Origin of the sequence: Thauera butanivorans NBRC 103042 (assembly GCF_001591165.1) — a bacterium.
GTDB classification, from domain to species: domain Bacteria; phylum Pseudomonadota; class Gammaproteobacteria; order Burkholderiales; family Rhodocyclaceae; genus Thauera; species Thauera butanivorans.
On the sequence record NZ_BCUG01000009.1, the window covers coordinates 26,002 to 50,863 of the forward strand.

The following is a 24,862-nucleotide window of genomic DNA, read 5'->3' on the forward strand; positions in this document are numbered from 1 at the left end:
GTGGCTTTCAGGTGGAAGCCGGAGGGCAGGCACCCATCTCGACCAGGCCGCTGAAGCCGCCCCAGAACATCCGCATACCGTCGAAAGGCATGTCTTCCGGCTTGGTGCAGGTGATGCGGGGATCCTTCATCACCAGCGCGTTGATGCGGTCGCGCTCGGCGCGCGAAGCGTAGACGATCCACGAGAACACGGCCACTTCGTCGTCCTTGAGCTGTACGGCCTGCGGAAACGAAGTGATCTTGCCGGGCTGCACGTCGTCGCCCACGCATTCCCAATACTGCAGTGCGCCGTGTTCCATCCAGACCTCGCCGGCCTGCTGCGCAAGTGCGCGATAGGCATCCAGCTTGGCGCGGGGTACGGGCAGCACGAATCCATCGACGTAGTGCATGAGTCTCTCCTTTTGGGGTTGGGAAGGCGGCTTCAGCCATGGGGCGGAGAGGCCATGTGCCCATCCGCCGCAAGTGCTTCGGCCGTCGTCAGGCCTGCATGGCGACGTTGACCATCCAGGGGGTTCCGAAGCGGTCCCTGGCCATGCCGAAGCCGGGTGACCAGAAAGTCTCGGCGAAGGGCATCATGCACTGTCCCCCTTGCGCCAGGGCATCGAAAAGGCGCCGGCCCTCCGCCACGTCGGCGGCCTGGATCGATATCCACAGGCCCTGGGCCGGCTGGTAGCCGCCGCAGCTGCCATCGGCGCCGGGCATGGCATCGGAGCCCATCAGCGACTGCTGCCCGATCTGCAGGTGCACATGCATGATCCCGTTTCTGGCCGGTTCGGGAACCGGCGGCATGCCTTCCATGGCGGGCATTTCGCCGAAGGTGGATTGGTGGACGATGCGGCCGCCGAACAGGTCGGCGTAGAAGGCGAAAGCTTCGGCGCAGTTGCCGTCGAAATTGAGATAAGGCGTGAACTCCATTGCTGTCTCCCGGGGCGAGGCTGGGGCATGGGCTGCCCAAGCGCGTGGTGAGCCGCCGCAAAGAGTGTGTGTGGACGGCGTGCACATAGGTTAGAATTCGATGTGAACGATGTCTACATGAATCGTGCTTCGCGCTTGTAAATAAATATTCCCTGCTGCCGAGAATTGCCCATGTCCATCGCTGCCCGCTCGACCTATCACCATGGCGACCTGAGGACGGCACTGGTCGAGGCCGGCATGGCGCTGGTGCGCGAGGGCGGGCCGCAGGCGCTGGTGTTGCGCGAGGCGACGCGCCGTGCAGGCGTGACGCCCAATGCGGCCTATCGCCATTTCGCCAACCACCAGGCCTTGTTCGAGGCGGTGCGCGCAGCGGTGCTGGGCGTGCTGGCAGCGGCGATGGAAGCCGAACTGCGGCAGGCGGAGGGACTGAGGGACCCCGCCGAGCGGGCACGTGGCATGCTGGCGGCCGTGGGGCGCGGCTACCTGGGCTTCGCGCAGGCCGAGACGGGGTGGTTCCGCACGGCGTTCGCGTTCGGCGTGCACGACGTCGAAGTGCCTGCCGACCCGGCGCGCACTGCTGCCAAGGGGCTCAATCCCTTCGAATTGCTGGGCCATGCGCTGGATGCGATGGTGCATGCCGGCGTGCTGCCTGCCGAGCGGCGGCCCGGTGCGGAGTATCTGGCTTGGTCGGCAGTGCATGGCATGGCGCTGCTGATCATCGATGGGCCGCTGCGGAACGCATCAGCCGAGCAGCAGCAGGTGCTGGGCGCCCGTCTGCTGCGCATGGTCGAACTGGGTTTGTGAATCCTGCAGCTACGGCGCGGAGAAGGCGGTGCGGAGGCCCGGGCGGTCCGGAATCACGCCGCGGCGCCGGGCAGCAATGCCTCGACCAGCTCGGCCGGGCGGCACAGCCGCACACCGCGCGGCGTGATGACGATGGGCCGGTTGATCAGTACGGGCGTGGCCACCATGGCGGCGGCCAGCTGGGCATCGGTGAGCGAAGGATCGTCCAGACCTTGTTCGAGGTATTCTGGCTGCTTGGTGCGCAGCAGCGCACGCAGCGGTTCGCCGGTGGCCTGCGCCAGCGCCTGCAGTTCGCCGGGGGAAGGCGGCGTCTTCAGGTACTCGACGATGTTCGGTTCTGCACCGCTGGCCCGGATCATCTCCAGCACGGTGCGCGAAGTGCCGCAGCGCGGGTTGTGGAAGATCGTGATGTCGCTCATGCCGTTTCCAATGAATCGAAGTCTGCGTGGGGGCTGTTCAGGCCCTGGTTTTTACGCCCACTCGCGCGGTTTGAGGAATTCGTCGTACAGCCGCGCCTCGGCCGAACCGGGCTCTGGCTGCCAGTCGTAGCGCCATTTGACGATCGGTGGCATCGACATCAGGATGGATTCGGTACGTCCGCCCGACTGCAGCCCGAACAGCGTGCCGCGGTCGAAGACGAGGTTGAATTCCACATAGCGCCCCCGGCGATAGGCCTGGAAGTCGCGCTCGCGCTCGCCGTAGGGCGTGTTCCGGCGGCGCTCGGCGATCGGCAGGTAGGCCTCGAGGAAGGCGCCGCCGACCGAGCGGGTGAGGCCGAAGGCGGTGTCGAAGTCGGTCTTGCCGTCGGCACCGAGGTCGTCGAAGAACAGCCCGCCGACGCCGCGCGGCTCGTTGCGGTGCTTGAGGAAGAAGTAGCGGTCGCACCAGTCCTTCAGGCGGGCGTATTCCGCCTCGCCGCCGAAGGGCAGCACTGCCGCCTTGCAGGCGGCATGGAAGTGGCGCACGTCCTCTTCCACCGGATAGTAGGGCGTCAGGTCCATGCCGCCGCCGAACCACCATACCGGCGCCTTGCCTTCGGCCAGGGCGACGAAGCAGCGCACGTTCATGTGCACCGTCGGGCAGTGGGGATTGCGCGGATGCAGCACCAGCGACACGCCCATCGCCTCGAAGCGCCGGCCGGCCAGTTCGGGGCGGTGCGCGGTGGCCGATGCCGGCATGCCGTCGCCCATCACGTGGGAGAAATTGACCCCGCCGCGCTCGAAGAAGTCGCCTTCCTCGATGACGCGGGTCAGGCCGCCACCGCCGCCGGGCCGTTCCCAGCCGTCCGCCGCGAAAGGCTTGCCGTCGAAGGCTTCCAGGCGGCTGACGATATCTTGCTGGAGATCGGTGAACCAGGGTTTGACGGTGGCAGGATTCATCGTGGGTCAGCTCTTGTCGTCGATCGGAGCCTCGGCGGCACCGGCCTTGGTGGCGGCGACGGCGGCTGCGCAGGCGGCGGTATCGGCGAACATCGGGCTGGTGCCGACGATCTGGCCGTTGCTCGCTTTCAGGTTGAAGTAGGGACGGCCGTCGGAAGCCGTCTTGATGTCGTAGCGTTCGTCTTCGCCGGCGTTCCTGCGCACCGACTCGATGCCGTTGGTGCAGCTGGCCTTGGCGTTGTAGCCTTCGCTGCGAACCAGGGTCTTGCCGTCCGCGTTGAGCAGCTTGAAGTGGAACTCGCCCTTGTCATTCCTGGTGATCTCGAACCTGACGGACATCTGCGCCTCCATGGCATCGGGTTGTGGTGGTGAGCGCCGGACCGGCGCGCGCCTAGCATAGCCCGGAAGCACGCTCTTGTCCGTGGCCGATGGTACGGGCGTGCGGGATGATCGGCCTCCCGCCGTGCCGGCGAGAGGTCGATCAGGTCTTGCGGGCGAGGGCGCGGTGGCCGATGTCGCGGCGGTACTGGCGGCCGTCGAAGGCGATGCCGTCGGCCACCTGGTATGCGTTTTTCTGCGCGGTGCGCACGTTGTCGCCCAGCGCGGTCACGCACAGCACGCGTCCGCCGGCAGTGACGACCGTGCCATCGCGCTCGGCGGTACCGGCATGGAAAACGTGCGTGTTCTCGGCGTCGTTCGCGGGCAGGCCGCTGATCGGGTCGCCCTTGCGCGGACTGGCGGGGTAGCCGGCCGCAGCCAGTACGACGCCGAGGGCGAAGCGCCGGTCCCATTCGGCTTCGGCCTGGTCGAGCTTGCCGGCGATGGCGGCTTCGACCAGGTCGGACAGATCGGTCTTCAGGCGCATCATGATCGGCTGCGTCTCGGGGTCGCCCATGCGGCAGTTGAACTCCACCACGCGCGGATGACCTTCACCGTCGATCATCAGGCCAGCGTACAGGAAACCGGTGTAGGGCAGGCCGTCGGCGGCCATGCCGGCCAGCGTCGGATCGATGATCTCGCGCATCACCCGCGCGTGGACTTCGGGGGTGACGACGGGAGCGGGAGAATAGGCGCCCATGCCGCCGGTGTTCGGGCCTTCGTCGCCGTCCTTCAGGCGCTTGTGGTCCTGGCTGGTCGCCAGCGCCAGGGCATGCCTGCCGTCGGCCATGACGATGAAGCTGGCTTCCTCGCCGGCCATGAATTCCTCGATGACCACGCGGGCGCCGGCTTCGCCGTAATCCACGCCCAGCTGGTTGTCCAGCAGCATCATGTCGATCGCGGCGTGCGCTTCGTCCGCTGTCATCGCCACCACCACGCCCTTGCCGGCGGCGAGGCCGTCGGCCTTGATCACGATCGGCGCGCCTTCGGCGTCGATGTAGGCATGGGCCGCGGCGGCGTCGGAGAAGGTCTGGTACTTCGCCGTCGGGATGCCGTGGCGGACCAGGAACTGCTTGGCGAAATCCTTCGAGCTTTCGAGCTGGGCAGCAGCCCTGGTCGGGCCGAAGATCGCCAGCCCGGCGGCGCGGAAGGCGTCGACGACGCCGGCCGCCAGCGGCGCTTCGGGGCCGACCACGGTGAACGCGACCTGTTCGCGGCGCGCCAGCTCGACCAGTTCGGCCACGGCGGTGGCGCCGACATCGACGTTCTGCACCTTGGGCTCGCGCGAGGTGCCGGGGTTGCCCGGCGCCACCAGCACGCGGGTGACCTTGGGCGACTGGGCGAGCTTCCAGGCCAGCGCGTGTTCGCGGCCGCCGGAACCGATGACGAGGACTTTCATGGATTGCTCCGAGTTTCTGCTGGGTTGGTGCGTACCGGCCTGCCGCCGAAGCGATGACGGCGCAGCCCGGTCTTGCCGCGCTACGGCACTGTCTGCGGCTTCGCGTCTTGTTCTCGCTTCGAATGCAAACCGGCTATGTATCAGTGACGGAAGTGGCGGAAACCGGTGAACACCATCGCGATGTTCTGCTCGTCGGCCGCGGCGATCACTTCGGCATCGCGCATCGAGCCGCCCGGCTGGATCACCGCGGTGGCGCCGGCCTGGGCGAGCACGTCGAGGCCGTCGCGGAAGGGGAAGAAGGCATCCGAAGCGACCACGCAGCCCGAAATGACCAGGCCGGCGTTCTCGGCCTTGATTTTGGCGATGCGGGCGGAATCGACGCGGCTCATCTGGCCGGCGCCGACGCCGATGGTCATGCCATCCTTGCAATAGACGATGGCGTTGGACTTGACGTACTTGGCCACGCGCCAGGCGAACAACATGTCGCGCAGTTCGGTTTCGGTCGGTGCGCGCCTGGTGACGATCTTCAGGTCGGCGAGCTGGATGCGGGCCTCGTCGGCGCTCTGCACCAGCAGGCCGCCGCCGACGCGCTTGTAGTCGAAGGCGCCGGCGGGCTGGCCGAGCGGGCAGCTCAGCACGCGCACGTTCTGCTTGGCGCGCAGCAGTTCCAGCGCCTCGGCGGTATAGGACGGGGCGATCAGCACTTCGAGGAACTGTGCCGACACCGCTTCGGCGGCGGCGCGGTCGACTTCGCCGTTGAAGGCGATGATGCCGCCGAAGGCCGAAGTGGGGTCGGTGGAGAAGGCCTTCTTGTAGGCTTCCAGAGGGTTCGCGCCCAGTGCCACGCCACAGGGGTTGGCGTGCTTGACGATGACGCAGGCCGAGGCCGCGCCGTCGCGATCGAAGGCCTTGACGCATTCCCAGGCGGCATCGGCGTCGGCGATGTTGTTGTACGACAGCTCCTTGCCCTGCAGCTGGGTGTAGCCGGCGATGCCGCCTTCGGCCGCGCCCGGCTGGCGGTAGAAGGCCGCGCTCTGGTGCGGGTTCTCGCCGTAGCGCAGGTCCTGCACCTTGTCGAAGGCCAGTTGCAGGCGCTCGGGATAGGTCTGCAGCGAGACGTCGCCGGCCTCGTTGGTGACCAGCGCGGTGAGGTAGTTGGAGATCGCCGAATCGTAGCGCGCGGTGTGGGTGAAGGCCTTCACCGCCAGCGCGAAGCGGGTCTTGTGGCTGAGCTTGCCGCCGTTCGACTTCAACTCGGCGACGATGCCCTCGTAGTCCTCGGGATCGGTGACGATGCCGACGCCGCCTTCCTCGTTGCCGTGGTTCTTGGCCGCGGCGCGGACCATGGTCGGGCCGCCGATGTCGATGTTCTCGATCGCGTCTTCCAGCGTGCAGTCGGGCTTGGCGACGGTCTGCTGGAAGGGGTAGAGGTTCACCACCACCAGGTCGATGCGGCCGATGTCGTGCGCGGCGATGGTGTCCATGTGCTCGGCCAGGTCGCGGCGGGCGAGGATGCCGCCGTGCACTTTCGGGTGCAGGGTCTTGACGCGGCCGTCGAGCATTTCCGGGAAGCCGGTGTGCTCGGATACGTCGGTGACGTCGAGGCCGGCTTCGCGCAGCAGGCTGGCGGTGCCGCCGGTCGACAGCAGCTTGATGCCGAGGCCGGCGAGTTCGCGCGCAAAGTCGAGCACGCCGTGTTTGTCGGAGACACTGATCAGGGCTTGGGTGACGTTCATCGTGGGATCGGAAGCGAAGAGGGGAAACGTGGGAAGGGGGGCGGCTGAGCGGGGGAGGCGGGCGGCCGTCGTGATGCATGGCGGCCGTGCTTCTCACAGCAGTTCGTAGTCGGTCAGCTTGCGGCGCAGCGTGTTGCGGTTGATGCCGAGCATCTCGGCGGCGACGGTCTGGTTGCCGCCGGCCTGTTGCAGCACGAACTGCAGCATCGGGCGCTCGACGTTGCGGATCACCATGTCGTGGATGGCGGCCGGTTTCTCGCCGTCGAGGTCGCGGAAGTATTGATCCAGCGTGCGGACGACGGCGTCCGCGATCTCGTTGCTGCGGCTGGTCATGCTGCGAGTTCCTGCGGAAGTTCGGCCTCGTAGCTCAGGCGGGCGTCGGTTTCGGCGAGCTGGCCGAAGAACGCGTCGACCGCGGCGAGCTGCGCGGGAATGTCGGGAATCTGGTTCATCGCGCGGCGGAAGGCGGCGGAGCCGACCAGGCCCTTGGTGTACCAGGATATGTGCTTGCGGGCGATCTTGACGCCGCGGTCCTCGCCGTAGAAACCGTACAGGTCGGCCAGGTGTTCGCGGCAAACGCGGTGGATTTCGCTGACGAGCGGCGGCGGCAACAGTTCGCCGGTGTTCAGATAGTGCTCGATCTCGCGGAAGATCCACGGCCGGCCTTGCGCGGCGCGGCCGATCATGACACCGTCGGCGCCGGTGTAGTCGAGCACGAACTTCGCCTTCTCGGGTGTGGTGATGTCGCCGTTGGCGATCACCGGAATCTTCACCAATGTCTTGACCTGGGCGATGGTGTCGTATTCGGCTTCGCCCATGTACTGGTCGGCGCGCGTGCGGCCGTGGATGGCGATGGCGCGGATGCCGGACTCCTCGGCGATGCGGGCGATGACCGGCGCATTCTTGTTCTGCCGGTTCCAGCCGGTGCGGAACTTCAGCGTCACCGGTGTGTGCGGCACGGCCGCGACCACGGCTTCGAGGATGCGTGCGACCAGCGGCTCGTCCTGCATCAGCGCCGAGCCTGCCATCACGTTGCACACCTTCTTGGCCGGGCAGCCCATGTTGATGTCGATGATCTGCGCGCCGCGGTCGGCGTTGTGGCGTGCGGCTTCTGCCATCATCGCCGGGTCGGCGCCGGCGATCTGCACCGAGATCGGATCGACTTCGCCGTCGTGGTTGGCGCGGCGCTGGGTCTTCTCGCTGCCATAGAGCAGGGAGTTGGAGGTGACCATCTCGGACACGGCGACGCCTGCGCCGAGCTTCTTGCACAACTGGCGGAAAGGGCGATCCGTCACTCCGGCCATCGGAGCGACGAAAAGATTGTTACGCAGAGTGAAGCCGGCGAACTGCATGCTGGGGTCGAGCGGGGGAAAACGGTGCATTTTACCCTATCGCTCAAGGCTCTGGCGCGTTGGTGTCGTTCGTAATATGCGCGCATGGGCGCGAGGTCTGGCAGAGGGAGGGGGCGTCAGGTGCTGCACGGAAGGGGGTCGGCCGATCCGCGTGCTTCGTGCACGACCCAGTTGTGCACGGTGGCGATGCGCGGATCGGCCAGCGCGCCGCTCGAGTAGACCAGGCAGTAGCGCTTGCCGGTGGGCACGGATTGGTGGAAGGGCGCCACCAGGCGGCCGCTGTCGAGTTCGTCGGTGATCAGCGTGCGCCGCGCGATCGCCACGCCCATGCCGGCAATCGCGCACTGCAGGGTGATGTGGTTGCGGTTGAACATGTAGCCGCGGCGCACCTCGACCTGCGGCGCGCCGGTCGCCTTCAGGTAATGTTCCCATTCCGCATAGGGCGAGCTGCCGCGCCAGGCCGTCATGTCGTGCAGCAGCGGGTAGTGGCGCAGATCCTCGGGCGAGGCGAGTGGCGGGCGGCCCTGCAGCAGCAGCGGCGAACACACCGGAAAGATTTCCTCCTCCAGCAACACCGTGCTCTGGAAGCCGGGGTAGGTGCCGTCGTTGAGGTCGATGGCGAGATCGAAGTCGCCGTCGCGAAGCGAATGCGTGCTGTCCTCGGCCTCGGCCTGCAGCTCGATCTGTGGAAAGCGCTGCAGCAGCCCGGGCAGGCGGGGCACCAGCCAGGTGGTGAGGAAGGACGGCAGCGCGCGCAGGCGGACCACGCCGCTCAAGGCGCCGCTGCGCAGACGGCCGATGGCGAGATCCACCGCTGAATAGGCCGGGGCGACGGCGGCAAGCAGGCGGTTGCCGGCGTCGGTCAGCTCGATGCGGCGGGGCAGGCGGCGGAACAGCCGCTGCCCCAGCCAGTCCTCCAGCAGCTTGATCTGCTGGCTGACGGCGCCAGTCGTGATGTGCAGTTCTTCACCCGCGCGGGTGAAGGAAAGGTGGCGTGCGGTGGCGAGGAACACCCGCAGCCGGGTGTGGAGTTGGGCGGGGGCGGCGGGTGTCATGGTTTAGATTTTCTAAATTTTGAATCAAAAACAATCGATTGAATCGTTTGTTCAGGGCATAGAAAATGCACTCATGTAGAGATAAGTATTTTATTGCTTAGATTGGTTAAAGCGCTATCCAAAACCAAGCCCTGGCAAACCCACCCCCAACCCGGAGCCATCCATGTCCATCAGCGTCCTCGATTTGTTCAAGATCGGCATCGGGCCGTCCAGCTCGCACACCGTCGGGCCGATGCGCGCCGCCCATGATTTCGCCGCTGCGCTGGCAGGGCAAGGGCTGCTCGGCAGCGTGCGGCGCATCGAAGTGAAGCTCTACGGTTCCTTGTCGGCGACCGGCATCGGCCATGGCACCGACCGCGCGGCCATCGCCGGGCTGATGGGCGCCCGGCCGGACGAGGTCGATCCCGATTTCGTCATCGAGGCGGTCGATCTCGTTCGCCTCGATGAGGCGCTCCCGCTCGCCGGTACGCACAGCGTACCGTTCGTGTGGAATCGCGACATGCGCCTGCTGCCGGTCAGCCTGCCCTACCATCCGAATGCGATGCGCCTCATCGCCCATGGCGAGGCGGGCGTGGTGTACGAGAACACCTATTATTCGATCGGCGGCGGCTTCGTCGTCGATGAGGCGCAGGTGCAATCCGGACTGTCGGCCGAGGCCGAACTCGCGCTGCCCCATCCTTTCGACTCCGGGGCGGCGCTGCTGGCACAGTGCCGCCGGCACGGCCTGAGCATCAGCGAACTGATGCTCGCCAACGAGACTGCGTGGCGCAGCGAGGCGGGGACGCGTGCCGCGCTGCAGCGTATCTGGGCAGTGATGCGCGGCTGCGTCGCGCGCGGCATCATCCAGGAAGGCGTGCTGCCGGGCGGCCTGAACGTGCGTCGCCGCGCGCCGGCCCTGCACCGCAAGCTCAGCGAGCGTGCTGCTGGCCGCAACCTGATCAGCGATACCATGGTGGCACTCGACTGGGTGAACCTGTATGCGCTGGCGGTCAATGAGGAGAACGCCGGCGGCGGGCGTGTCGTCACCGCGCCGACCAACGGCGCCGCCGGCATCATTCCGGCCGTGCTGCACTACTACATGGAATTCATGCCCGGCAGCAGCGACCGGGACGTCGATCGTTTCCTGCTTGCGGCCGCCGCGGTCGGCGTGCTGTGCAAGAAGAATGCCTCCATCTCCGGTGCCGAAGTCGGCTGTCAGGGCGAAGTCGGCTCGGCCTGTGCGATGGCGGCGGCGGGCTTGACCGAAGTGCTCGGCGGCACGCCGGAGCAGGTCGAGAATGCAGCGGAGATCGGCCTGGAGCACAACCTCGGCCTGACCTGCGATCCGGTCGGCGGCCTCGTGCAGGTGCCCTGCATCGAGCGCAACGCAATGGCCTCGATCAAGGCGATCAACGCCGCCCAGCTCGCCTTGCGTGGCGACGGTGCGCATACGATCTCGCTCGATCAGGCGATCCGCACGATGCGGGATACCGGTCGCGACATGCTGGACAAGTACAAGGAAACCTCGCGCGGGGGGCTTGCCGTCAGCTTCCCCGAGTGCTGATGCTGGCTGGAATGCGCAACGAACCGCCTCCCCCTGCGCGCAGCGCGTTCCTGCTGCGACGATTTCCCATGCCTACCCGGGCACCCTCCGACCCCATCCGTCATCAACGAGGAGACATCCGATGACTACTGCAGAACTCACCCTGTTCCAGCGCCTGAGGCGCCTGAGCCTGATTTCCCAGATCGCGATCGGCCTGGTGCTGGGCATCGTCCTGGCCCTGGTCGCGCCCGAGGCGACCAAAGCGGTCGCATTGCTGGGCGACCTGTTCATCGCCGGCCTCAAGTCCGTTGCGCCGGTGCTGGTTTTCGTACTGGTGATGGCCGCCATCGCCAGCCATGAACATGGCCAGCCCACGCATATCCGCCCCATCCTGGTGCTTTATCTGATCGGCACGCTGGCCGCGGCGCTGGTGGCCGTGATCGCCAGCTTCGCCTTTCCCACCACCCTGGTGCTCAATGCGCCTCCGGTCACCGGTGCCCCGCCGGGCGGCATCATCGCCGTGATCAAGAACCTGCTGCTGAGCGCCATCACCAACCCGGTCAAGGCGCTGATGGAGGCCAACTTCATCGGCATCCTGGCGTGGGCGATCGCGCTCGGTGTGGTGCTGCGCCATGCCAGCCCGGCCACACGAACGATGCTGAACGATCTGTCCGACGCCGTCTCCAGCATCGTGCACGTCGTCATCCGCTTTGCGCCGCTCGGCATCTTCGGCCTGGTGGCGGCCACGCTGGGCGATTCCGGCCTCGATGCGCTGCTCGGCTACGGCCGTCTGCTGATGGTCATCGTCGGCTGCATGCTGTTCGTCGCACTGGTCGTGAATCCGCTGATCGTGTTCTGGAAGCTCCGCCGCAACCCCTATCCGCTGGTATTTACCTGCCTGCGCGAAAGCGCGGTGACGGCCTTCTTCACCCGCAGCTCGGCGGCCAACATCCCGATCAACATGGAACTGTGCAAGCGCCTCGGCCTGCACGAAGACACCTATTCCATCGCCATCCCGCTCGGCGCCACGATCAACATGGCCGGCGCGGCGATCACGATCTCGGTGATGACGCTCGCCGCCACGCACACGCTGGGCATTCCGGTGGACATGCCGACCGCGCTGCTGCTGTGCATCGTGTCTTCGTTCGCCGCGGCCGGCGTGTCGGGAGTGGCCGGCGGCTCGCTGCTGCTGATTCCGATGGCAACGGCGCTGTTCGGTATCTCGACCGACGTGGCGATGCAGGTGGTGGCGATCGGTTTCGTCATCAGCGTGGTGCAGGATTCGGCCGAAACCGCCCTGAATTCCTCCACCGACGTGTTGCTCACCGCTGCCGGCTGCGCAGCCGCAAGCGGCGAACCGCTCAACCTGGAACGCGCCTGACCCATGCAGGCCATGCAGCATTTCGCCAGCGACAACTACGCCGGCATCTGCCCGGAGGCCGCAGCGGCCTTCGCGGCGGCCAACGCCGGCCATGCCCCCGCCTACGGCGAGGACGACTGGACGCGCAGGGTGTCGGATCGCCTGCGTGCGCTGTTCGACACCGACTGCGACGTCTATTTCGTCTTCAACGGCACTGCGGCCAACTCGCTCGCGCTCGCCGCGCTGTGCCAGAGCTACCACAGCGTGGTGTGCCACGAACTGGCCCACGTCGAGACCGACGAATGCGGCGGGCCGGAGTTCTTCTCCAACGGCTCCAAGCTGCTGCCGGCACGCGGCGGCAACGGCAAGCTGACGCCCGCCGCGGTGCTGGAATTGATCTCGCGCCGCAGCGACGTCCATTATCCGAAGCCGCGCGTGGTGACGCTGACGCAGAGCACCGAGGTCGGCACCGTATACCAGCCGCACGAGGTGGCGGCGATTTCCGCCTGCGCGCGCGAACATGGCTTGCGGGTGCACATGGACGGCGCGCGCTTCGCCAACGCAGTGGCCGCGCTCGGCGTGGCGCCAGCGGACATCACCTGGCGTGCCGGCGTGGACGTGCTGTGCTTCGGGGGCACCAAGATGGGCCTGCCGGTGGGCGAGGCGGTGGTGTTCTTCGACCGCACCCTGTCCGAGGATTTCGCCTACCGCTGCAAGCAGGCCGGCCAGCTCGCGTCGAAGATGCGCTTCCTGTCCGCGCCCTGGCTCGGCATCCTGGAAGGCGAGGTCTGGCTGAAGCATGCCCGCCACGCCAATGCGATGGCACAGCGCCTGGCCGCCGGCGTGCAGCAGGTGCCGGGGGCGAAGCTGCTGTTCCCGGTCGAGGCCAACGGCGTGTTCTGCGAACTGCCGGAACACGTGCTCGCCGGCCTGCGCGAACGCGGCTGGCGCTTCTATACCTTCATCGGCGCCGGCGGTGCGCGCTTCATGTGCGGCTGGGACACGCTGCCGGACAGCGTCGACGCGCTGCTCGCGGACCTGCGCGCGCTATCGGCCTGATGGCGCGCGCGGCGGTCGTGCCGGCCCGGGTTCGGGGCTGATCCGGGGCCGGATCAGGGCCAGGCGCGGGCGCCGAACATCATGCGGCGGGCGACGAAGTTGCGCAGCGGCGGGAACACGTCGAGCGCCAGCAGTGCCGCGCCGCGCGCATGGCGCAGCGGGGCGAAGTCGTTGCTGAACACGCGCACCAGGGTGTCGGTGAAGCGGATCGTACCGAGGCGGTCGGGTCCGCGGCTGCGCGCATAGGCGGCCAGCACCGCGGGGGCGCCGAGGTCGCACGGCGAGGTGGACGCAGAGGGCGAGGTGGACGAAGCCGTTGAAGCGGCACGCGCGCTTTCGTCGCAGTGGCGCAGCAGCGTGTCGGCCAGCGCCCAGACGTCGCGCAGTGCGAGGTTGAAACCCTGTCCTGCGACCGGATGCAGGGTCTGGGCGGCATTGCCCAGCCACACCGTGCGCGTGCCGACCGCCGATTCGCGGTAGCGCAGCAGCAGCGGATAGCGCAGGCGCCTGCCGACGCCGCTCAACTGCATGCGGCTGCCGACATGGGCCTGCAGGTGGGCGAGATAGGCCTCGTCGTCCAGCGCCAGCAGGGCATCGGCGCTGTCGGGGCGGACGACGTGGACGAGCGCGTAGCCCTCGCCCTTGGGCAGCAGCGCCAGCGGGCCTTCGCGGGTGAAGCGCTCGAAGGCCGTGCCGCGATGGCCGCCGGCGACGGCGACCTGGGCGATCAGCGCATGCTGGCGGTAGTCGTGCTCGACCACGTTCGGGTCGCCGGCGCGCAGCCCGCCTTCGGCGCAGGCGGCCAGGCGGGCGCGCAAGGTGGCCGGCGGCCGGCCGGGCGCGGCCAGACTGGCGATCACGTCGTCGCTGCCGGGGGCCAGATTGGCGACTTCGGTTTCGTCCAGCACCGGAATGCCGGCGGCGTCGACGGCGGCGCGCAGCGCGGCGGCCAGCGCGCCCGCCGATGCCACGTAGCCCAGCGCGGGCAGATCATGTTCCGCTGCATCGATCAGCGTGCGGCCGAGCCCGCCTTGCTGCGAGATGTGGATGTGCTCGATCGGCGTGGCCGACAGCGCATCCCACACGCCCAGGGTCTGCAGCGTCAGGCGGCTGCCATGCGCCAGCGCGAGGTCGCGCGGGTCGTCGCAGACCGCTGCGCGCGGCCGGGCGTCGGCCAGCACGATGTCGAGGCCGGCATCCTTCAGCGCCAGCGCGAGCGCCAGGCCGACGGGGCCGGCGCCGACGATCAGCAGGTCGTGGGTGTGCTGGGCGGCGACGTCAGCCATCGCGGGCCTCCCGCATCAGGGCTTCGATGTCGGCGACGGTCTTGGGGGCGTCTGCGGTGATCAGTTCGCAGCCGTCGGCAGTCACTACCGCGTCGTCCTCGATGCGGATGCCGATGTTCCACAAATGCTCGGGCACGTCGTCCGCCGGGCGGATGTAGCAGCCCGGCTCGATCGTCAGCACCATGCCTTCGGCCAGCGGGCGCCATTCGCCGCCGAGCTTGTATTCGCCCGCGTCATGCACGTCCATGCCCAGCCAGTGGCCGGTGCGGTGCATGTAGAAGCGGCTGTAGGCATTGCTTTCGATCACGCCGTCGAGGCTGCCCTGGAGCAGGCCGAGGTCGATCATGCCCTGGGCGAGCACTTTCACCGCGGCTTCGTGCGGCGCGTTCCAGTGCGCGCCGGGGCGGGTCGCCTCGCGCGCGGCATGCTGCGCGGCCAGCACGGTTTCGTACACCTCGCGCTGTGCGGTGCTGAAGCGGCCGTTGACCGGGAAAGTGCGGGTGATGTCCGAAGCGTAGCCGTCGAGCTCGCAGCCGGCGTCGATCAGCAGCAGATCGCCGTCGCGCAGCAGGTGGTCGTTGTCGATGTAGTGCAGTACGCAGGCATTGGCGCCGCCGGCGACGATCGACGTGTAGGCGGGCGCCTGGCTGCCCGCGCTGCGGAAGGCGTGCAGCAGTTCGGCCTCGATCTCGTATTCGAAGCGGCCCGGGCGGGTGGCGCGCATCGCGCGGCAGTGGGCGGCGGCGGAAATCTGCGCGGCGTGGCGCATGGTGGCGAGTTCGGCGGCGTCCTTGACCAGGCGCATCTCGTCGAGCTCGGCGCGCAGGTCGCGGATCGAATGCGGCGGCACGATGCCGCTGCGCGCCTTGCCGCGCACGCTGTTCAGCGCGTCCAGCACGGTGGCGTCCCAGGCGCTGTCGTAGCCCAGGCTGGCCCAGACCAGGGGCTGGTCGGCCAGGTAGTCGGGCAGGCGCTTTTCCAGGTCGCCGATGGTCCAGGCTTCGTCGAAACCGAAGACTTCGCATGCTGCGTCCGGGCCGTAGCGGTAGCCGTCCCAGATCTCGCGCTCCTCATTCTTCTCGCGGCAGAAGAGTATCTGCTGCGGCTGCTCCCCCGCCACCAGCACGACGACGGCCTCGGGCTCGCGGAAGGCGGTGAGGTAGTAGAAATAGCTGTCGTGGCGGTAGAGGTAGTGGGCGTCGCGGTTGCGGATGCGCTCGGGCGCGGTCGGCAGGACAGCGACGCCGCCGCCCGCCGCCTGCATGCGCGCGAGCAGGCGTTCGCGGCGCGCGCGGAAGGGCGCGAGGTCGGGCACCTGGGCGAAATCGGGACGGGGCGAGGCGGGTGAGGTCGGTGCGTTCATTGTGTGATTATCGCACTGTCGCAAGTCCGGCGAGCGAGTCCGGGAGCTTTGCGAACGAGAGTCGATGATGCTTCCGGTCGTCGAACCACTGCTCGCGGCGCGGGGCGAGATGCGCGTCCAAGCGCGCAAGTCGGATGATGCGCTGGAATGCGCATCACGCGCCGATCCGGTCTGCAGGCTCTTCCACACGATCTCAGGTGTAAGGGGCACTGGCCACGCTCGCGTTCAAGGCGAGCATGGATGATTTCAGGCGCCTCGAACGCTCCAGGCTGGCACCCGCTCATTCTGACCTGACGCCGAGGGGCTGTCAGTCCGTCTCGATTCCCGACCGGCCAACTGCTTACAACGGGATGCAAGCGAATATGACGACCAAAATGGGTAGGGATTGGAGCGATGCTCCAGATACCCGTTCATGCTGAAATGGCGATTCACTCGGCGACCATGAAATCGAATGGTTCCGCAGGGACGAACTGGTCCGACGCTTCCCCGACAAGCACGCGGCTCATGTCCACCCCGAGATCCAGTTTGCGGATCTGCGCGCTTTCGGAGAAGTCGAGCTTTTTCATATCCACCCAGAAAATATTGGGCGATGTCGCCGACTCCCCATAGAAAAGCATGGCCTTCTGATCCGCCACCACGCGCCAGCGGGTTGTGGACAGGTTCGGCGCATCGGGAAGGCTCACGCCATAGGGGGCCGAAGCGTTGCGGATCACGCTGAATACCGCAGCGGCGGCAATGCGGGGGTCGTCGCTCTGGGTCACCGCGTTGACGTAGAAGCCGGCGCGCACGAAGCGATCCTCGGAGCGGCCGCTGCCAGGAAGGAAGTTGAGGGCGTCGACCGCGCTCCAGTATCTCTGGTTGGAAAGCTGGATGTCATAGGGTGGGTCGTTCGTCACCACCTGATACGAGCGGTCATGATGGATGTTGAGCTTGCCATCGATCCACTCGAGAACGGCGCTGTCGCCGGTCGCATCGGATAGGGTCAGGTGCAGCGGCGCGAGGCTGCCGGGGCGGCCGGGCACTTCGCCGCTCACGACCTGTACGGGGTGGTTGCGCGTGTATTCGACCGCTTCCGAGACCGTTGCAAACTGGTCGAGATAGAACTGCGCCCAGATTGCCAGCGACATGCGAGGCGTGGTCTTGTCGTCTTCGGGGAAGCCTGTGGCGTTGAGCCATAGCAGGCTGGCGTTGAGGCCGGCTTCGTTCAGGCCGTCGACCGTCGAGATGTCATAGTCGGAGACGGCCAGGCTGCCATACTTCGACGTCCATTCCAGCGAGCGCGGACCGGCGGCCCCGTTGCGCTTCACGCCGCGGGGAAAGACCCAGAAATTGCTGACCATCGGGTCCTTGAAATCCATGTTGCGGCCTGTGAGAGTCCGCCCGGCAGGCCCGTGATAGACGATCCGCGTGCAGGCCTGGGCCTCGGCTGCGAGCAGCGCTGCAACAGCGGTCAACGCGGCGAGTATGCGTGTGAAGCGGGACATATCGAACATCATCCATAAGAAGACTACGAAACCTTCGTCGGTCAGAACCGATAGGTCATGCCGAAAACCGGGCCGCTGAGGCGTGTGTCATAGATGTGACCCTTGTGATCGTAATCGACGTCGAGCACCTTGTAGCCCACGGAGGCGGAAAGGCGATCGCCGAGGACGTAATTGACCGTCGCCAGCGCCGACCATGTGAGATCGGAACCTGCGCCGAAGCCGCCAATGTCGGCTTGCGCCTGCACCGACAGCCTGTCGGTGACGGGAAGGAATGTGCGCATGCCGACCACGGGGTCCACCCAGCCAAAGTCTTCGCCATGGCTGGCTGTCCGGGTTCCGATAGCGGGGTGGTTCGCCGTGACCGTCACATCGTTCGAGATATGCCAGAAGCGCATGCCCGCCAGGGCGTCGAGCGTGAACTGCGGTGTGTCGAGCACGCGGTAGCCGCCCTGCAGGGTCGCCGTGAACTGTTTCGTGTCGACCTTCGCGCCGACGCTCGCGCCTGGCGGTATCGTGGTGCCGAAGCCCGGTATCTGCAACGCCGGTAGCGGACCGTTGCCATGGCCGTCCGTCGTGTTGACATACATGATGTCGCCCGAGAAGACGAAGCGGCCATGACGCCCCCAGACATTGATGAACCCTCCGAAGTTGAGGTCGTCCATCACATCGGAAAATGATTTCCTGGCACTGATCTTCGGAGCACGGCGGCCCGGCGAGATGGGGGACGCGCTCCGTCCAGTCGAGGCATTGCCGCGCGAGACCGCGCCGGGTTGGCTTGATGGAGCGGACATCCATGCCGATGCTGTCGAACCATTCGGTTCCGGCAGCGGTCACGACGAACTGCTTGTCGTCCGATGGCCGGATGTAGTCGCGATCCTGCAAGGCGCGTGTCACCTCCACGCCGACCTGTCCGGCCAGATGGTCGTAGCAGCGACGGCAGAAACGCAGATGCTGATGCTGTGGGCTGGCCATGCTTTATTCAGGCTGGCCTGGCCCGCAGGCTGCGATCGAGCGCCGCGAGCTGGGCGGGGGTGCCGACGTTTTCCCAGTGGCCGTCGTGGCGTTCGCCGGTGGCGTGGCCGGCGGTGATGGCGCCGCGGTAGTAGGGGGTCATCGCCACTTTTTCGCCGCGGGCGATGGCGCTGAACAGGCGGGTGTCGTAGAGGCCGATGTTGCCGAAGGTGAGGCGTTCGCCGCCGTCCAGCAACAGCCGGCCGTCGTCGTCGAGGGCGAAGTCGCCGGACGGGTGAAAGGGCGGGTTGGGCACCATGACGAGGTGCATGCGCGGCTCGGCGCTGCCAGCCATCGCGGCGGCGCGCGGCAGCAGGCGGCGGTAGTCGTAGTCGGTGTGGATGTCGCCGGAGACGGCGAGGAAGATGTCGCCGGCTTCGTTTGCAGGGTCGGCGACGAGCAGCGGCAGGGCCTGGGCGATGCCGCCGGCGGTTTCCAGCGCGGTCGTTTCCGCCGAGTAGCGCAGGCGCACGCCGTAGCGGCTGCCGTCGCCCAATGCCGCCTCGATCCGGTCGCCGAGCCAGGCATGGTTGATGACGATGTCGCCGATGCCGGCGCGCGCGAGTGCTTCGATCTGCCACACGACCAGCGACTTGCCGCCGGCTTCGAGCAAGGGTTTCGGGCAGTGGTCGGTCAGCGGCCGCATGCGTTCGCCGCGGCCGGCGGCGAAGATCATCGCTTTCATTTCAGAAGGTGTAGCCGACCTGCGTTTCCTCGGGCTCGAGGCGGTCGAGCAGCTTCAGCAGCGGGCCGAGGTCGCGCCAGCGCTTGCAGGCGCGGCGCAGGTAGTCCATCACCAGCGGCATGTCGGCCAGGTAGCCGTCCTTGCCGTCGCGGTGGCAGAGGCGGGCGAAGATGCCCAGCACCTTCAGGTGGCGCTGCACGCCCATCCATTCGAAGTCGCGGTGGAAATCGGCGAATTCCTCACGCACCGGCAGGCCGATTTTTCTCGCTGCTTCCCAGTAGCGGATCAGCAGGTCGAGGACGAATTCCTCGTCCCAGCGGATGTAGGCGTCCTTGAACAGCGAGACGAGATCGTAGCTGATCGGGCCGTAGACCGCGTCCTGGAAATCGATGATGCCGGGGTTGGCGCCGAGGCCGTCGCCGGCTTCGAGCAGCATCAGGTTGCGCGAGTGGTAGTCGCGGTGCACGAAGACCTTGGGCTCGGCCAGGTTGACCGCCAGGATGCGCTCGAAGGCGGTGTTCAGCAGCGCCGTTTCGGCCTCGCTCAGCGCGACGCCCTTGTGGCGGGTGACGTACCACTCGGGAAACAGCATCATCTCGCGCAGCAACAGGGCGCGGTCGTACTCCGGCAGCACACCGGGGCGGCTGGCGTGCTGGATGGCGGCGAGCGAGCCGAGCGCGTCGGCGTACAGATGGGCGGCGCGATGCGGGTCGGCGCCGCTGCCTGCCTTCAGCGCAGCCAGGTAAGTCGTCGAGCCGAGGTCGGACAACAGCAGGAAGCCGTGCTCGAGATCCTGCGCCAGCACCTCGGGCACGTGCGCACCTGCGGCGCGGAACAGTTCGGCCACCTGCAGCCAGGGGCGGATGTCCTCCTTGCCGGGCGGGGCGTCCATGACGATGCGGGAAGGGCTGCCGTCGGCGAAGGTGGCGCGGAAGTAGCGGCGGAAGCTGGCGTCGGCCGAGGCCGGTGCGAGATCGAAGGACCGGCCGGGCAGGGTGGCGGCGAGCCAGGCGCGCAGTTGTTCGAGGCGTTGCAAGAGGAAGTTCTCCACGGGTGTTCGTGTACAATTCGCAAGTTTATCAACACGGTCGTGCGACAGGGGATCGCCCTGCGAACGATGGAAAGCGTTTGCCTTCATGCCCCTGAATACGCGCATGCGTCTGATCCCCTTCCTGCTGTGCTGGCTGTCCGGCACGGCGCTCGCGGCCGGCCTGCCGCCGCTGGTGGTGTCGCCCGACCTGGTGCGAACCCCGGAACCCGCTGCCGGTGCCGCCACCGGTGCGGCGCCGAAGAAGCCGGTCGATGCCCCTGCTGCCGCAGCTTCCCGGCCCGTTGCGCCGCCGGCCGTCCAGCCTGGTTCCGCCGCACAGGCGGGCGGAGGGCGTGTTTCCTCCACGCTGCAGCCGGCCCCTGCCGGCACCGCAGAGCCCTCACCGGCGGCGCAGCGCCGGGCCGCGGCCGAAGAGGCAAGCGAAGGGGCCGCGGCGCTGCCGGCGGGCAGCACTTCGGTGAAGGCGCTGAGGATTCTCGGTGCGCGCAGCATCGAGCTGGTCGCCGATGGCGATGCCGAGCTGCAGCGCGACGACATGATCCTGACCGCCGACCGCGTCACCTATCGCGAGCCGATCGACGAGGCCGTGGCCGAAGGCAACGTCGAGTTGCGCCAGGGCGATGACACCATCGCCGGCCCGAAGGCGACGATGGTGATCGGCGACAGCACCGGCAGCTTCGAGTCGCCGGTCTACCGGATTTCGCGCCAGCGCCAGCCCAGCTTCACCGGCGAGGCGCCGCGCACCGTGTCGGGCAGCGGCGAGGCCGACCTGCTGCGGCTCGAAGGCGAGAACCAGTACCACCTGCAGAACGCGACCTGGTCGACCTGCGAGGCCCGAGATCCCGACTGGTTCATCCGTGCGCGCGAGCTCGACCTGGACTACGACCGCGAGGTCGGCACCGCGCGCGACGCGTCGATCGTGTTCAAGGACGTGCCCATCTTCTGGATGCCGTGGGCGGAGTTTCCGCTCACCGCCCGCCGCCAGTCCGGCCTGCTGCCGCCGACGTTCGGTTCGTCGAACAAGACCGGCGTGGATCTCGCGCTGCCGTATTACTGGAACATCGCGCCCAACTACGATGCCACGATCACGCCGCGCTTCATGAGCCGGCGCGGCGTCCAGTTCGGCGGCGAACTCCGCTATCTGGGCGAAAGCTACCGGGGCGAGTCGCGCGTCGAATGGATGCCGAAGGACCGGCTGACGGGCGAGGATCGCACCCTGGCGTCCATCCAGCACCAGCAGCGGATCACGTCGAGCCTGTACGGCTCGCTCGATTTCAACTCGGTGTCGGACGATCGCTACTTCGAGGATCTGTCGTCCCGTATCGGCGTCGCCTCGCGGATCAACCTGCTGCGGCAGGGGCAACTCACCTACCGGGGCTCGAACTGGTGGAGCGCGTTCGTTCGCGCGCAGAGCTACCAGACCCTGAACCCGGACGAGGAATCGAGGAACGTCTCGCCCTATCGCCGTCTGCCGCAGGTCCTGGTGGAGGGCCGGCGTCCCGATCTGCCGGGCGGGCTGACCGGGGCCCTCACCACCGAATTCGTCAGGTTCGAGCACCCCGATGCCGACAAGAACAAGGACGAAGGCACGCGTTTCGTCGCCTATCCGCAGCTTTCGCTGCCCCTGGCCGGCGCGGCATGGTTCGTGACGCCGAAGGCGGGCCTGCACTACACCAGCTACGACCTCGACCGTTCGCCGCTGCCGCAGAACGCCACCAAGCCGAATTCGATCACGCGTTCGGTGCCGATCTTCTCGGTGGACTCCGGGCTGTTCTTCGAACGCGAGACGACGATCTTCGGCGGCAGCTATCTGCAGACGCTGGAGCCGCGCCTGTACTACCTGAGGGTGCCGTCGCGGGACCAGCAGGACATCCCGAATTTCGACAGCAGCCGTTTCGACGTCGGCTTCGCGCAGATGTTCTCCGAGAACCGCTACTCGGGCAGCGACCGGATCGGCGACGCCAACGACCTCACCGCCGCGCTGACGACGCGCTTCATCGATGCCGAGACCGGCGTCGAGCGCCTGCGCGCGATGGTCGGCCAGCGCTATTACTTCTCCGACCAGGACGTCTACCTGTTCAATCGGGACGAATTGCGCGACGCCGGCCGCGGCACCGAAATCCTGCTCGGCCTGGGGGGGCGCCTGTCCCGCGAGTTCTCGCTGAACTCCTACCTGCAGTACAACACCGAGACCAGCCGCACCGAACGGGCGAACTTCAACCTGCGCTACCAGCCCGACTACGCCAAGGTGCTGAACTTCAGCTATCGCTACGCGCCCGAACTGCGCATCGCCGAAAACCTGGTCGGCCTCGAGGACATCGACGTGTCGGGCCAGTGGCCGCTGGGCGGCGGCTGGTACGGCGTCGGCCGCGTCACCCATTCGCTGCTCGACAACCGCATCACCGAAGCGATCGGCGGCCTCGAATACAACGGCGGCTGCTGGGTGTTGCGCGTCGCGGTGCACCGCTTCGCGCTCGAGCGCGACGACGTTTCGAAAGCCATCTACGTGCAGCTCGAACTGAACGACCTGGCCGGCATCGGCTCCAATCCGCTCAACCTGCTGACGCGCAGCGTGCCCGGCTATGGCAAGATCAACGATTCTTCGGCCGACCGCGTGTTCGGCATGGATTGAAACCCCGCGAGCAACCCATCAGATAATGATCATGAATCGTCCCCTGTCCCGTTCCCGTTCGCTGCTCGCCGTCGGCATCGCCAGCCTGGTCCTGAGTTTTCCGCTGCACGCCGCGCCGCAGGCGGTGGCGGTCGATCGCATCGTCGCCGTCGTCAATGACGAAGTGATCACGGCGCTGCAGCTGCGCGCGCGCGTCGATCAGGTCGTGCGCCAGCTCCAGCGCCAGGGCGTCGAACTGCCGCCCCGGGAGGTGCTGGAGCAGCAGCTGCTGGAGCGCCTGATCATCGAGCGCGCGCAGCTGCAGCTGGCGCGCGAGACTTCGCTGCGGGTGGATGACGCCATGCTGGAGCGCGCGATCGAGCGCATCGCCGCGAACAACCAGCTGAGCATCGACCAGCTGCGCGAGACGCTGGAGCAGGACGGCGTGTCGTGGTCGCGTTTCCGCGACGAGATCCGCACCGAGATTCTGCTGACCCGGCTGCGCGAGCGTGAAGTGGAAAGCAGGGTCGTCGTCACCGACGCCGAAATCGACAACTTCCTCGCCAGCAATCCGGATGCTTTTTCGGGCGAGGAGTTCGAGGTCGCGCACATCCTGCTGCGGGCGCCCGAACAGGCTTCGCCGGAGCAGATCGAGGCGCTGCGCGGGCGTGCCGAAAGCGTGATGGCCCGTCTGCGCTCGGGCGAGGATTTCGCCCGCGTCGCGGCCGAAGTGTCGGACGCCCCCGATGGCCTGTCGGGCGGCAGCCTGGGCTGGCGTCCGCTCGACCGCCTGCCGGCGCTGTTCGCCGACGTGGTGCGTGATATGCGCCCTGGCGAGACCTCGCCCATCCTGCGCAGCGCCTCGGGCCTGCACATCGTGCGCCTGGTCGATCGCCGCGGCGGCGGCGACACCGCCGTGGCCCAGATGGAACAGACACGCGCCCGCCACATCCTGATCAAGACTTCGGAAGTGCTGTCCGACGCCGATGCCGAGGCGCGCCTGATGGGCATCCGCGAACGCGTCGTCAATGGCGCCGATTTCGCCGAGCTGGCCAGGGCCAACTCGGCGGACCTGTCCGCGGCCAAGGGCGGCGATCTCGGCTGGCTCAACCCGGGCGACACCGTGCCCGAATTCGAACGCGCGATGGACGCGCTGCAGCCGGGCGAAGTCAGCATGCCGGTGGAGTCGCCGTTCGGCTGGCATCTGATCCAGGTCGTCGAGCGCCGCGTGCAGGACGTCACCGACGAACGCAAGCGCAATGCCGCCCGCGCCGCGCTGCGCGAACGCAAGGCCGACGAGGCCTACGAGGACTGGCTGCGCCAGTTGCGCGACAGCACCTACGTCGATCTGCGCCTGGACCGCGAGTGAGCGCTGCCGGGGCTTCCAGGCCGTTCGTCGCCATCACCAGCGGCGAGCCGGCCGGCATCGGACCGGAACTGTGTGCCCGCCTGGCCGAGCGCCAATGGCCGCTCCGGCCGGTCGTGCTCGGCGACCTCGACCTGCTGCGCGAGCGTGCGGGCGCCTTCGGCAGTGCGGCTGCGTTCCGGCCCTGGCAGCCCGGCATGCAGTCGGATGTGCCGGAAGGGACCATCGACGTGCTGCATGTGCCGCTCGCCCGGACGGCCGTTCCCGGTGTGCTCGATGCGGCCAATGGCGCCTACGTGCTCGGCCTGCTCGACCGCGCGATCGCTGGCTGCGTCAGCGGCGAGTTCGCCGCGATGGTCACCGCGCCGGTGCATAAGGGCGTCATCTGCGAGAGCCTGGGTGCGGCCGACGCGCTGCCTTTCAGCGGCCATACCGAATACCTGGCCGAGCACACCAAGACGCCGCGGGTGGTGATGATGCTGGTCGGCGGCGGTCTGCGCGTCGCGCTCGTCACCACCCATCTGCCGCTGGCCCGGGTGCCGGCGGCGATCACCCCACAGGCGCTGGAGGAAACGCTGCGCATCCTGCACGCCGACCTGGTGCGCCACTTCGGCCTTGCCGCGCCGCGCATCCTCGTCGCCGGCCTCAACCCGCATGCAGGCGAGGGCGGGCACATGGGACGCGAGGAAATCGACGTCATCGAGCCGGTGCTGGCGCGGCTGCGCGCCGAAGGCATGCAACTCGTCGGCCCGTTGCCGGCGGATACGCTGTTCGTGCCGCACACGCTGGCGCAGGGCGACGCGGTGCTGGCGATGTACCACGACCAGGGGCTGCCGGTGCTCAAGCATGCGAGCTTCGGCGGCGGCGTCAATGTCACGCTCGGCCTGCCGATCATCCGCACCTCGGTCGACCACGGCACCGCGCTCGACCTTGCCGGCAGCGGCCGGGCCGACCCCGGCAGCCTGTTCGCCGCGCTGGAGCTGGCGGCGACGATGGTCGCGGCCCGCGCAGCCCATGCTGCAGCCTGAGCACCGCCGGCGCACGACG

The 24,862-nt window shown here is 67.6% G+C and carries 23 protein-coding genes; 7 read left to right on the forward strand and 16 right to left on the reverse strand.

Translation table 11 applies throughout. The annotated features are described in order from the left end of the window. Positions 1 to 7: 7 nt before the first annotated feature. Positions 8 to 388, reverse strand: a complete 381-nt coding sequence (locus tag TBU01S_RS04885; RefSeq protein WP_068635519.1) for a DUF1428 domain-containing protein — start codon at positions 386 to 388, stop codon at positions 8 to 10. An 88-nt stretch (positions 389 to 476) separates the two neighbouring features. Then, positions 477 to 914, reverse strand: coding sequence for a VOC family protein (locus tag TBU01S_RS04890; RefSeq protein ID WP_068635520.1), 438 nt, complete (start codon positions 912 to 914; stop codon positions 477 to 479). 171 nt (positions 915 to 1,085) lie between these two features. On the opposite strand from TBU01S_RS04890, the gene TBU01S_RS04895 reads away from it, so the two are divergent. Beyond that, the gene (locus tag TBU01S_RS04895; protein ID WP_068635521.1) at positions 1,086 to 1,718 is read left to right on the forward strand and encodes a TetR/AcrR family transcriptional regulator; all 633 of its coding nucleotides are present in this window, start codon (positions 1,086 to 1,088) and stop codon (positions 1,716 to 1,718) included. Positions 1,719 to 1,771: 53 nt separating this feature from the next. Here the strand turns inward: TBU01S_RS04895 and arsC are convergent, their stop codons facing one another. From arsC to TBU01S_RS04935, 8 genes are all read right to left on the reverse strand, one after another. Then, the gene (gene arsC, locus TBU01S_RS04900) at positions 1,772 to 2,137 is read right to left on the reverse strand and encodes an arsenate reductase (glutaredoxin) (protein ID WP_068635522.1); all 366 of its coding nucleotides are present in this window, start codon (positions 2,135 to 2,137) and stop codon (positions 1,772 to 1,774) included. Between the two features lie 51 nt (positions 2,138 to 2,188). Next, entirely contained in the window at positions 2,189 to 3,097 is a 909-nt protein-coding gene (hemF, locus tag TBU01S_RS04905; protein ID WP_068635523.1) for an oxygen-dependent coproporphyrinogen oxidase, read from the reverse strand. 6 nt (positions 3,098 to 3,103) lie between these two features. Then, a complete protein-coding gene (locus TBU01S_RS04910) occupies positions 3,104 to 3,436 on the reverse strand; it encodes a YegP family protein (RefSeq protein ID WP_245650851.1) in 333 nt (110 codons plus the stop codon). Positions 3,437 to 3,578: 142 nt separating this feature from the next. Then, a complete protein-coding gene (purD, locus tag TBU01S_RS04915) occupies positions 3,579 to 4,874 on the reverse strand; it encodes a phosphoribosylamine--glycine ligase (protein WP_068635525.1) in 1,296 nt (431 codons plus the stop codon). A gap of 140 nt (positions 4,875 to 5,014) precedes the next feature. Continuing rightward, a complete protein-coding gene (gene purH, locus TBU01S_RS04920) occupies positions 5,015 to 6,610 on the reverse strand; it encodes a bifunctional phosphoribosylaminoimidazolecarboxamide formyltransferase/IMP cyclohydrolase (RefSeq protein ID WP_068635526.1) in 1,596 nt (531 codons plus the stop codon). A 93-nt stretch (positions 6,611 to 6,703) separates the two neighbouring features. Continuing rightward, positions 6,704 to 6,943, reverse strand: a complete 240-nt coding sequence (locus tag TBU01S_RS04925; RefSeq protein ID WP_068635527.1) for a helix-turn-helix domain-containing protein — start codon at positions 6,941 to 6,943, stop codon at positions 6,704 to 6,706. Further along, the gene (gene dusB / locus TBU01S_RS04930) at positions 6,940 to 7,962 is read right to left on the reverse strand and encodes a tRNA dihydrouridine synthase DusB (RefSeq protein ID WP_068635564.1); all 1,023 of its coding nucleotides are present in this window, start codon (positions 7,960 to 7,962) and stop codon (positions 6,940 to 6,942) included. Before dusB ends, TBU01S_RS04925 begins: the two co-directional genes overlap by 4 nt. Positions 7,963 to 8,078: 116 nt before the next feature. Further along, positions 8,079 to 9,017, reverse strand: coding sequence for a LysR substrate-binding domain-containing protein (locus TBU01S_RS04935; RefSeq protein ID WP_068635528.1), 939 nt, complete (start codon positions 9,015 to 9,017; stop codon positions 8,079 to 8,081). 163 nt (positions 9,018 to 9,180) lie between these two features. On the opposite strand from TBU01S_RS04935, the gene TBU01S_RS04940 reads away from it, so the two are divergent. The 3 genes from TBU01S_RS04940 (at position 9,181) to TBU01S_RS04950 (ending at position 12,958) form a co-directional block, all read left to right on the forward strand. Continuing rightward, positions 9,181 to 10,560, forward strand: a complete 1,380-nt coding sequence (locus TBU01S_RS04940; RefSeq protein WP_068635529.1) for an L-serine ammonia-lyase — start codon at positions 9,181 to 9,183, stop codon at positions 10,558 to 10,560. Between the two features lie 121 nt (positions 10,561 to 10,681). Next, positions 10,682 to 11,920 carry a serine/threonine transporter SstT gene (gene sstT / locus TBU01S_RS04945; RefSeq protein WP_068635530.1) on the forward strand — a complete coding sequence of 413 codons (1,239 nt, stop codon included), beginning with the start codon at positions 10,682 to 10,684 and terminating at the stop codon, positions 11,918 to 11,920. Positions 11,921 to 11,923: 3 nt separating this feature from the next. After that, entirely contained in the window at positions 11,924 to 12,958 is a 1,035-nt protein-coding gene (locus TBU01S_RS04950) for a threonine aldolase family protein (RefSeq protein WP_068635531.1), read from the forward strand. A gap of 53 nt (positions 12,959 to 13,011) precedes the next feature. Here TBU01S_RS04950 and TBU01S_RS04955 read toward each other — a convergent pair whose 3' ends face one another. The 6 genes from TBU01S_RS04955 to TBU01S_RS04980 form a co-directional block, all read right to left on the reverse strand. After that, positions 13,012 to 14,244, reverse strand: coding sequence for an FAD-dependent monooxygenase (locus tag TBU01S_RS04955; RefSeq protein ID WP_068635532.1), 1,233 nt, complete (start codon positions 14,242 to 14,244; stop codon positions 13,012 to 13,014). Beyond that, on the reverse strand, positions 14,237 to 15,607 hold the full coding sequence (locus TBU01S_RS04960; protein ID WP_068635533.1) for an aminopeptidase P N-terminal domain-containing protein: 1,371 nt from the start codon (positions 15,605 to 15,607) through the stop codon (positions 14,237 to 14,239). Before TBU01S_RS04960 ends, TBU01S_RS04955 begins: the two co-directional genes overlap by 8 nt. 428 nt (positions 15,608 to 16,035) lie before the next feature. Next, positions 16,036 to 17,091 (reverse strand): linear amide C-N hydrolase, encoded by a 1,056-nt coding sequence (locus tag TBU01S_RS04965; protein ID WP_217999568.1) that lies wholly within the window; start codon positions 17,089 to 17,091, stop codon positions 16,036 to 16,038. Positions 17,092 to 17,132: 41 nt separating this feature from the next. Next, complete coding sequence (locus TBU01S_RS04970) at positions 17,133 to 17,753, reverse strand: porin family protein (RefSeq protein WP_217999569.1); 621 nt, start codon at positions 17,751 to 17,753, stop codon at positions 17,133 to 17,135. Positions 17,754 to 18,070: 317 nt separating this feature from the next. Then, entirely contained in the window at positions 18,071 to 18,787 is a 717-nt protein-coding gene (gene murU, locus TBU01S_RS04975; protein WP_068635535.1) for an N-acetylmuramate alpha-1-phosphate uridylyltransferase MurU, read from the reverse strand. A gap of 1 nt (position 18,788) precedes the next feature. Next, entirely contained in the window at positions 18,789 to 19,823 is a 1,035-nt protein-coding gene (locus TBU01S_RS04980; RefSeq protein ID WP_068635566.1) for an aminoglycoside phosphotransferase family protein, read from the reverse strand. Between the two features lie 118 nt (positions 19,824 to 19,941). Between TBU01S_RS04980 and lptD the strand changes: the two genes are divergently transcribed. The 3 genes from lptD to pdxA are packed head-to-tail and all read left to right on the forward strand — an operon-like array spanning position 19,942 to position 24,843. Beyond that, the gene (gene lptD, locus TBU01S_RS04985) at positions 19,942 to 22,470 is read left to right on the forward strand and encodes an LPS-assembly protein LptD (protein WP_245650852.1); all 2,529 of its coding nucleotides are present in this window, start codon (positions 19,942 to 19,944) and stop codon (positions 22,468 to 22,470) included. Between the two features lie 31 nt (positions 22,471 to 22,501). Continuing rightward, complete coding sequence (locus tag TBU01S_RS04990) at positions 22,502 to 23,818, forward strand: peptidylprolyl isomerase (RefSeq protein WP_068635567.1); 1,317 nt, start codon at positions 22,502 to 22,504, stop codon at positions 23,816 to 23,818. Next, positions 23,815 to 24,843, forward strand: coding sequence for a 4-hydroxythreonine-4-phosphate dehydrogenase PdxA (gene pdxA, locus TBU01S_RS04995; protein WP_068635537.1), 1,029 nt, complete (start codon positions 23,815 to 23,817; stop codon positions 24,841 to 24,843). Before TBU01S_RS04990 ends, pdxA begins: the two co-directional genes overlap by 4 nt. Positions 24,844 to 24,862 lie beyond the last annotated feature (19 nt).

Bases quoted from the DNA above. Each gene is read 5' to 3' on its own strand.
- TBU01S_RS04965 (WP_217999568.1), bottom strand. From the start codon at position 17,091: ATGTCCCGCTTCACACGCATACTCGCCGCGTTGACCGCTGTTGCAGCG.
- TBU01S_RS04990 (WP_068635567.1), top strand. From the start codon at position 22,502: ATGAATCGTCCCCTGTCCCGTTCCCGTTCGCTGCTCGCCGTCGGCATC.
- arsC (WP_068635522.1), bottom strand. From the start codon at position 2,137: ATGAGCGACATCACGATCTTCCACAACCCGCGCTGCGGCACTTCGCGC.
- TBU01S_RS04885 (WP_068635519.1), bottom strand. From the start codon at position 388: ATGCACTACGTCGATGGATTCGTGCTGCCCGTACCCCGCGCCAAGCTG.
- purH (WP_068635526.1), bottom strand. From the start codon at position 6,610: ATGAACGTCACCCAAGCCCTGATCAGTGTCTCCGACAAACACGGCGTG.
- TBU01S_RS04955 (WP_068635532.1), bottom strand. From the start codon at position 14,244: ATGGCTGACGTCGCCGCCCAGCACACCCACGACCTGCTGATCGTCGGC.
- TBU01S_RS04935 (WP_068635528.1), bottom strand. From the start codon at position 9,017: ATGACACCCGCCGCCCCCGCCCAACTCCACACCCGGCTGCGGGTGTTC.
- hemF (WP_068635523.1), bottom strand. From the start codon at position 3,097: ATGAATCCTGCCACCGTCAAACCCTGGTTCACCGATCTCCAGCAAGAT.
- TBU01S_RS04895 (WP_068635521.1), top strand. From the start codon at position 1,086: ATGTCCATCGCTGCCCGCTCGACCTATCACCATGGCGACCTGAGGACG.
- lptD (WP_245650852.1), top strand. From the start codon at position 19,942: ATGCGTCTGATCCCCTTCCTGCTGTGCTGGCTGTCCGGCACGGCGCTC.
- TBU01S_RS04910 (WP_245650851.1), bottom strand. From the start codon at position 3,436: ATGTCCGTCAGGTTCGAGATCACCAGGAATGACAAGGGCGAGTTCCAC.
- TBU01S_RS04950 (WP_068635531.1), top strand. From the start codon at position 11,924: ATGCAGGCCATGCAGCATTTCGCCAGCGACAACTACGCCGGCATCTGC.
- TBU01S_RS04890 (WP_068635520.1), bottom strand. From the start codon at position 914: ATGGAGTTCACGCCTTATCTCAATTTCGACGGCAACTGCGCCGAAGCT.
- sstT (WP_068635530.1), top strand. From the start codon at position 10,682: ATGACTACTGCAGAACTCACCCTGTTCCAGCGCCTGAGGCGCCTGAGC.
- purD (WP_068635525.1), bottom strand. From the start codon at position 4,874: ATGAAAGTCCTCGTCATCGGTTCCGGCGGCCGCGAACACGCGCTGGCC.
- dusB (WP_068635564.1), bottom strand. From the start codon at position 7,962: ATGCAGTTCGCCGGCTTCACTCTGCGTAACAATCTTTTCGTCGCTCCG.
- murU (WP_068635535.1), bottom strand. From the start codon at position 18,787: ATGAAAGCGATGATCTTCGCCGCCGGCCGCGGCGAACGCATGCGGCCG.
- TBU01S_RS04960 (WP_068635533.1), bottom strand. From the start codon at position 15,607: ATGAACGCACCGACCTCACCCGCCTCGCCCCGTCCCGATTTCGCCCAG.
- TBU01S_RS04970 (WP_217999569.1), bottom strand. From the start codon at position 17,753: ATGGACGACCTCAACTTCGGAGGGTTCATCAATGTCTGGGGGCGTCAT.
- TBU01S_RS04940 (WP_068635529.1), top strand. From the start codon at position 9,181: ATGTCCATCAGCGTCCTCGATTTGTTCAAGATCGGCATCGGGCCGTCC.
- TBU01S_RS04925 (WP_068635527.1), bottom strand. From the start codon at position 6,943: ATGACCAGCCGCAGCAACGAGATCGCGGACGCCGTCGTCCGCACGCTG.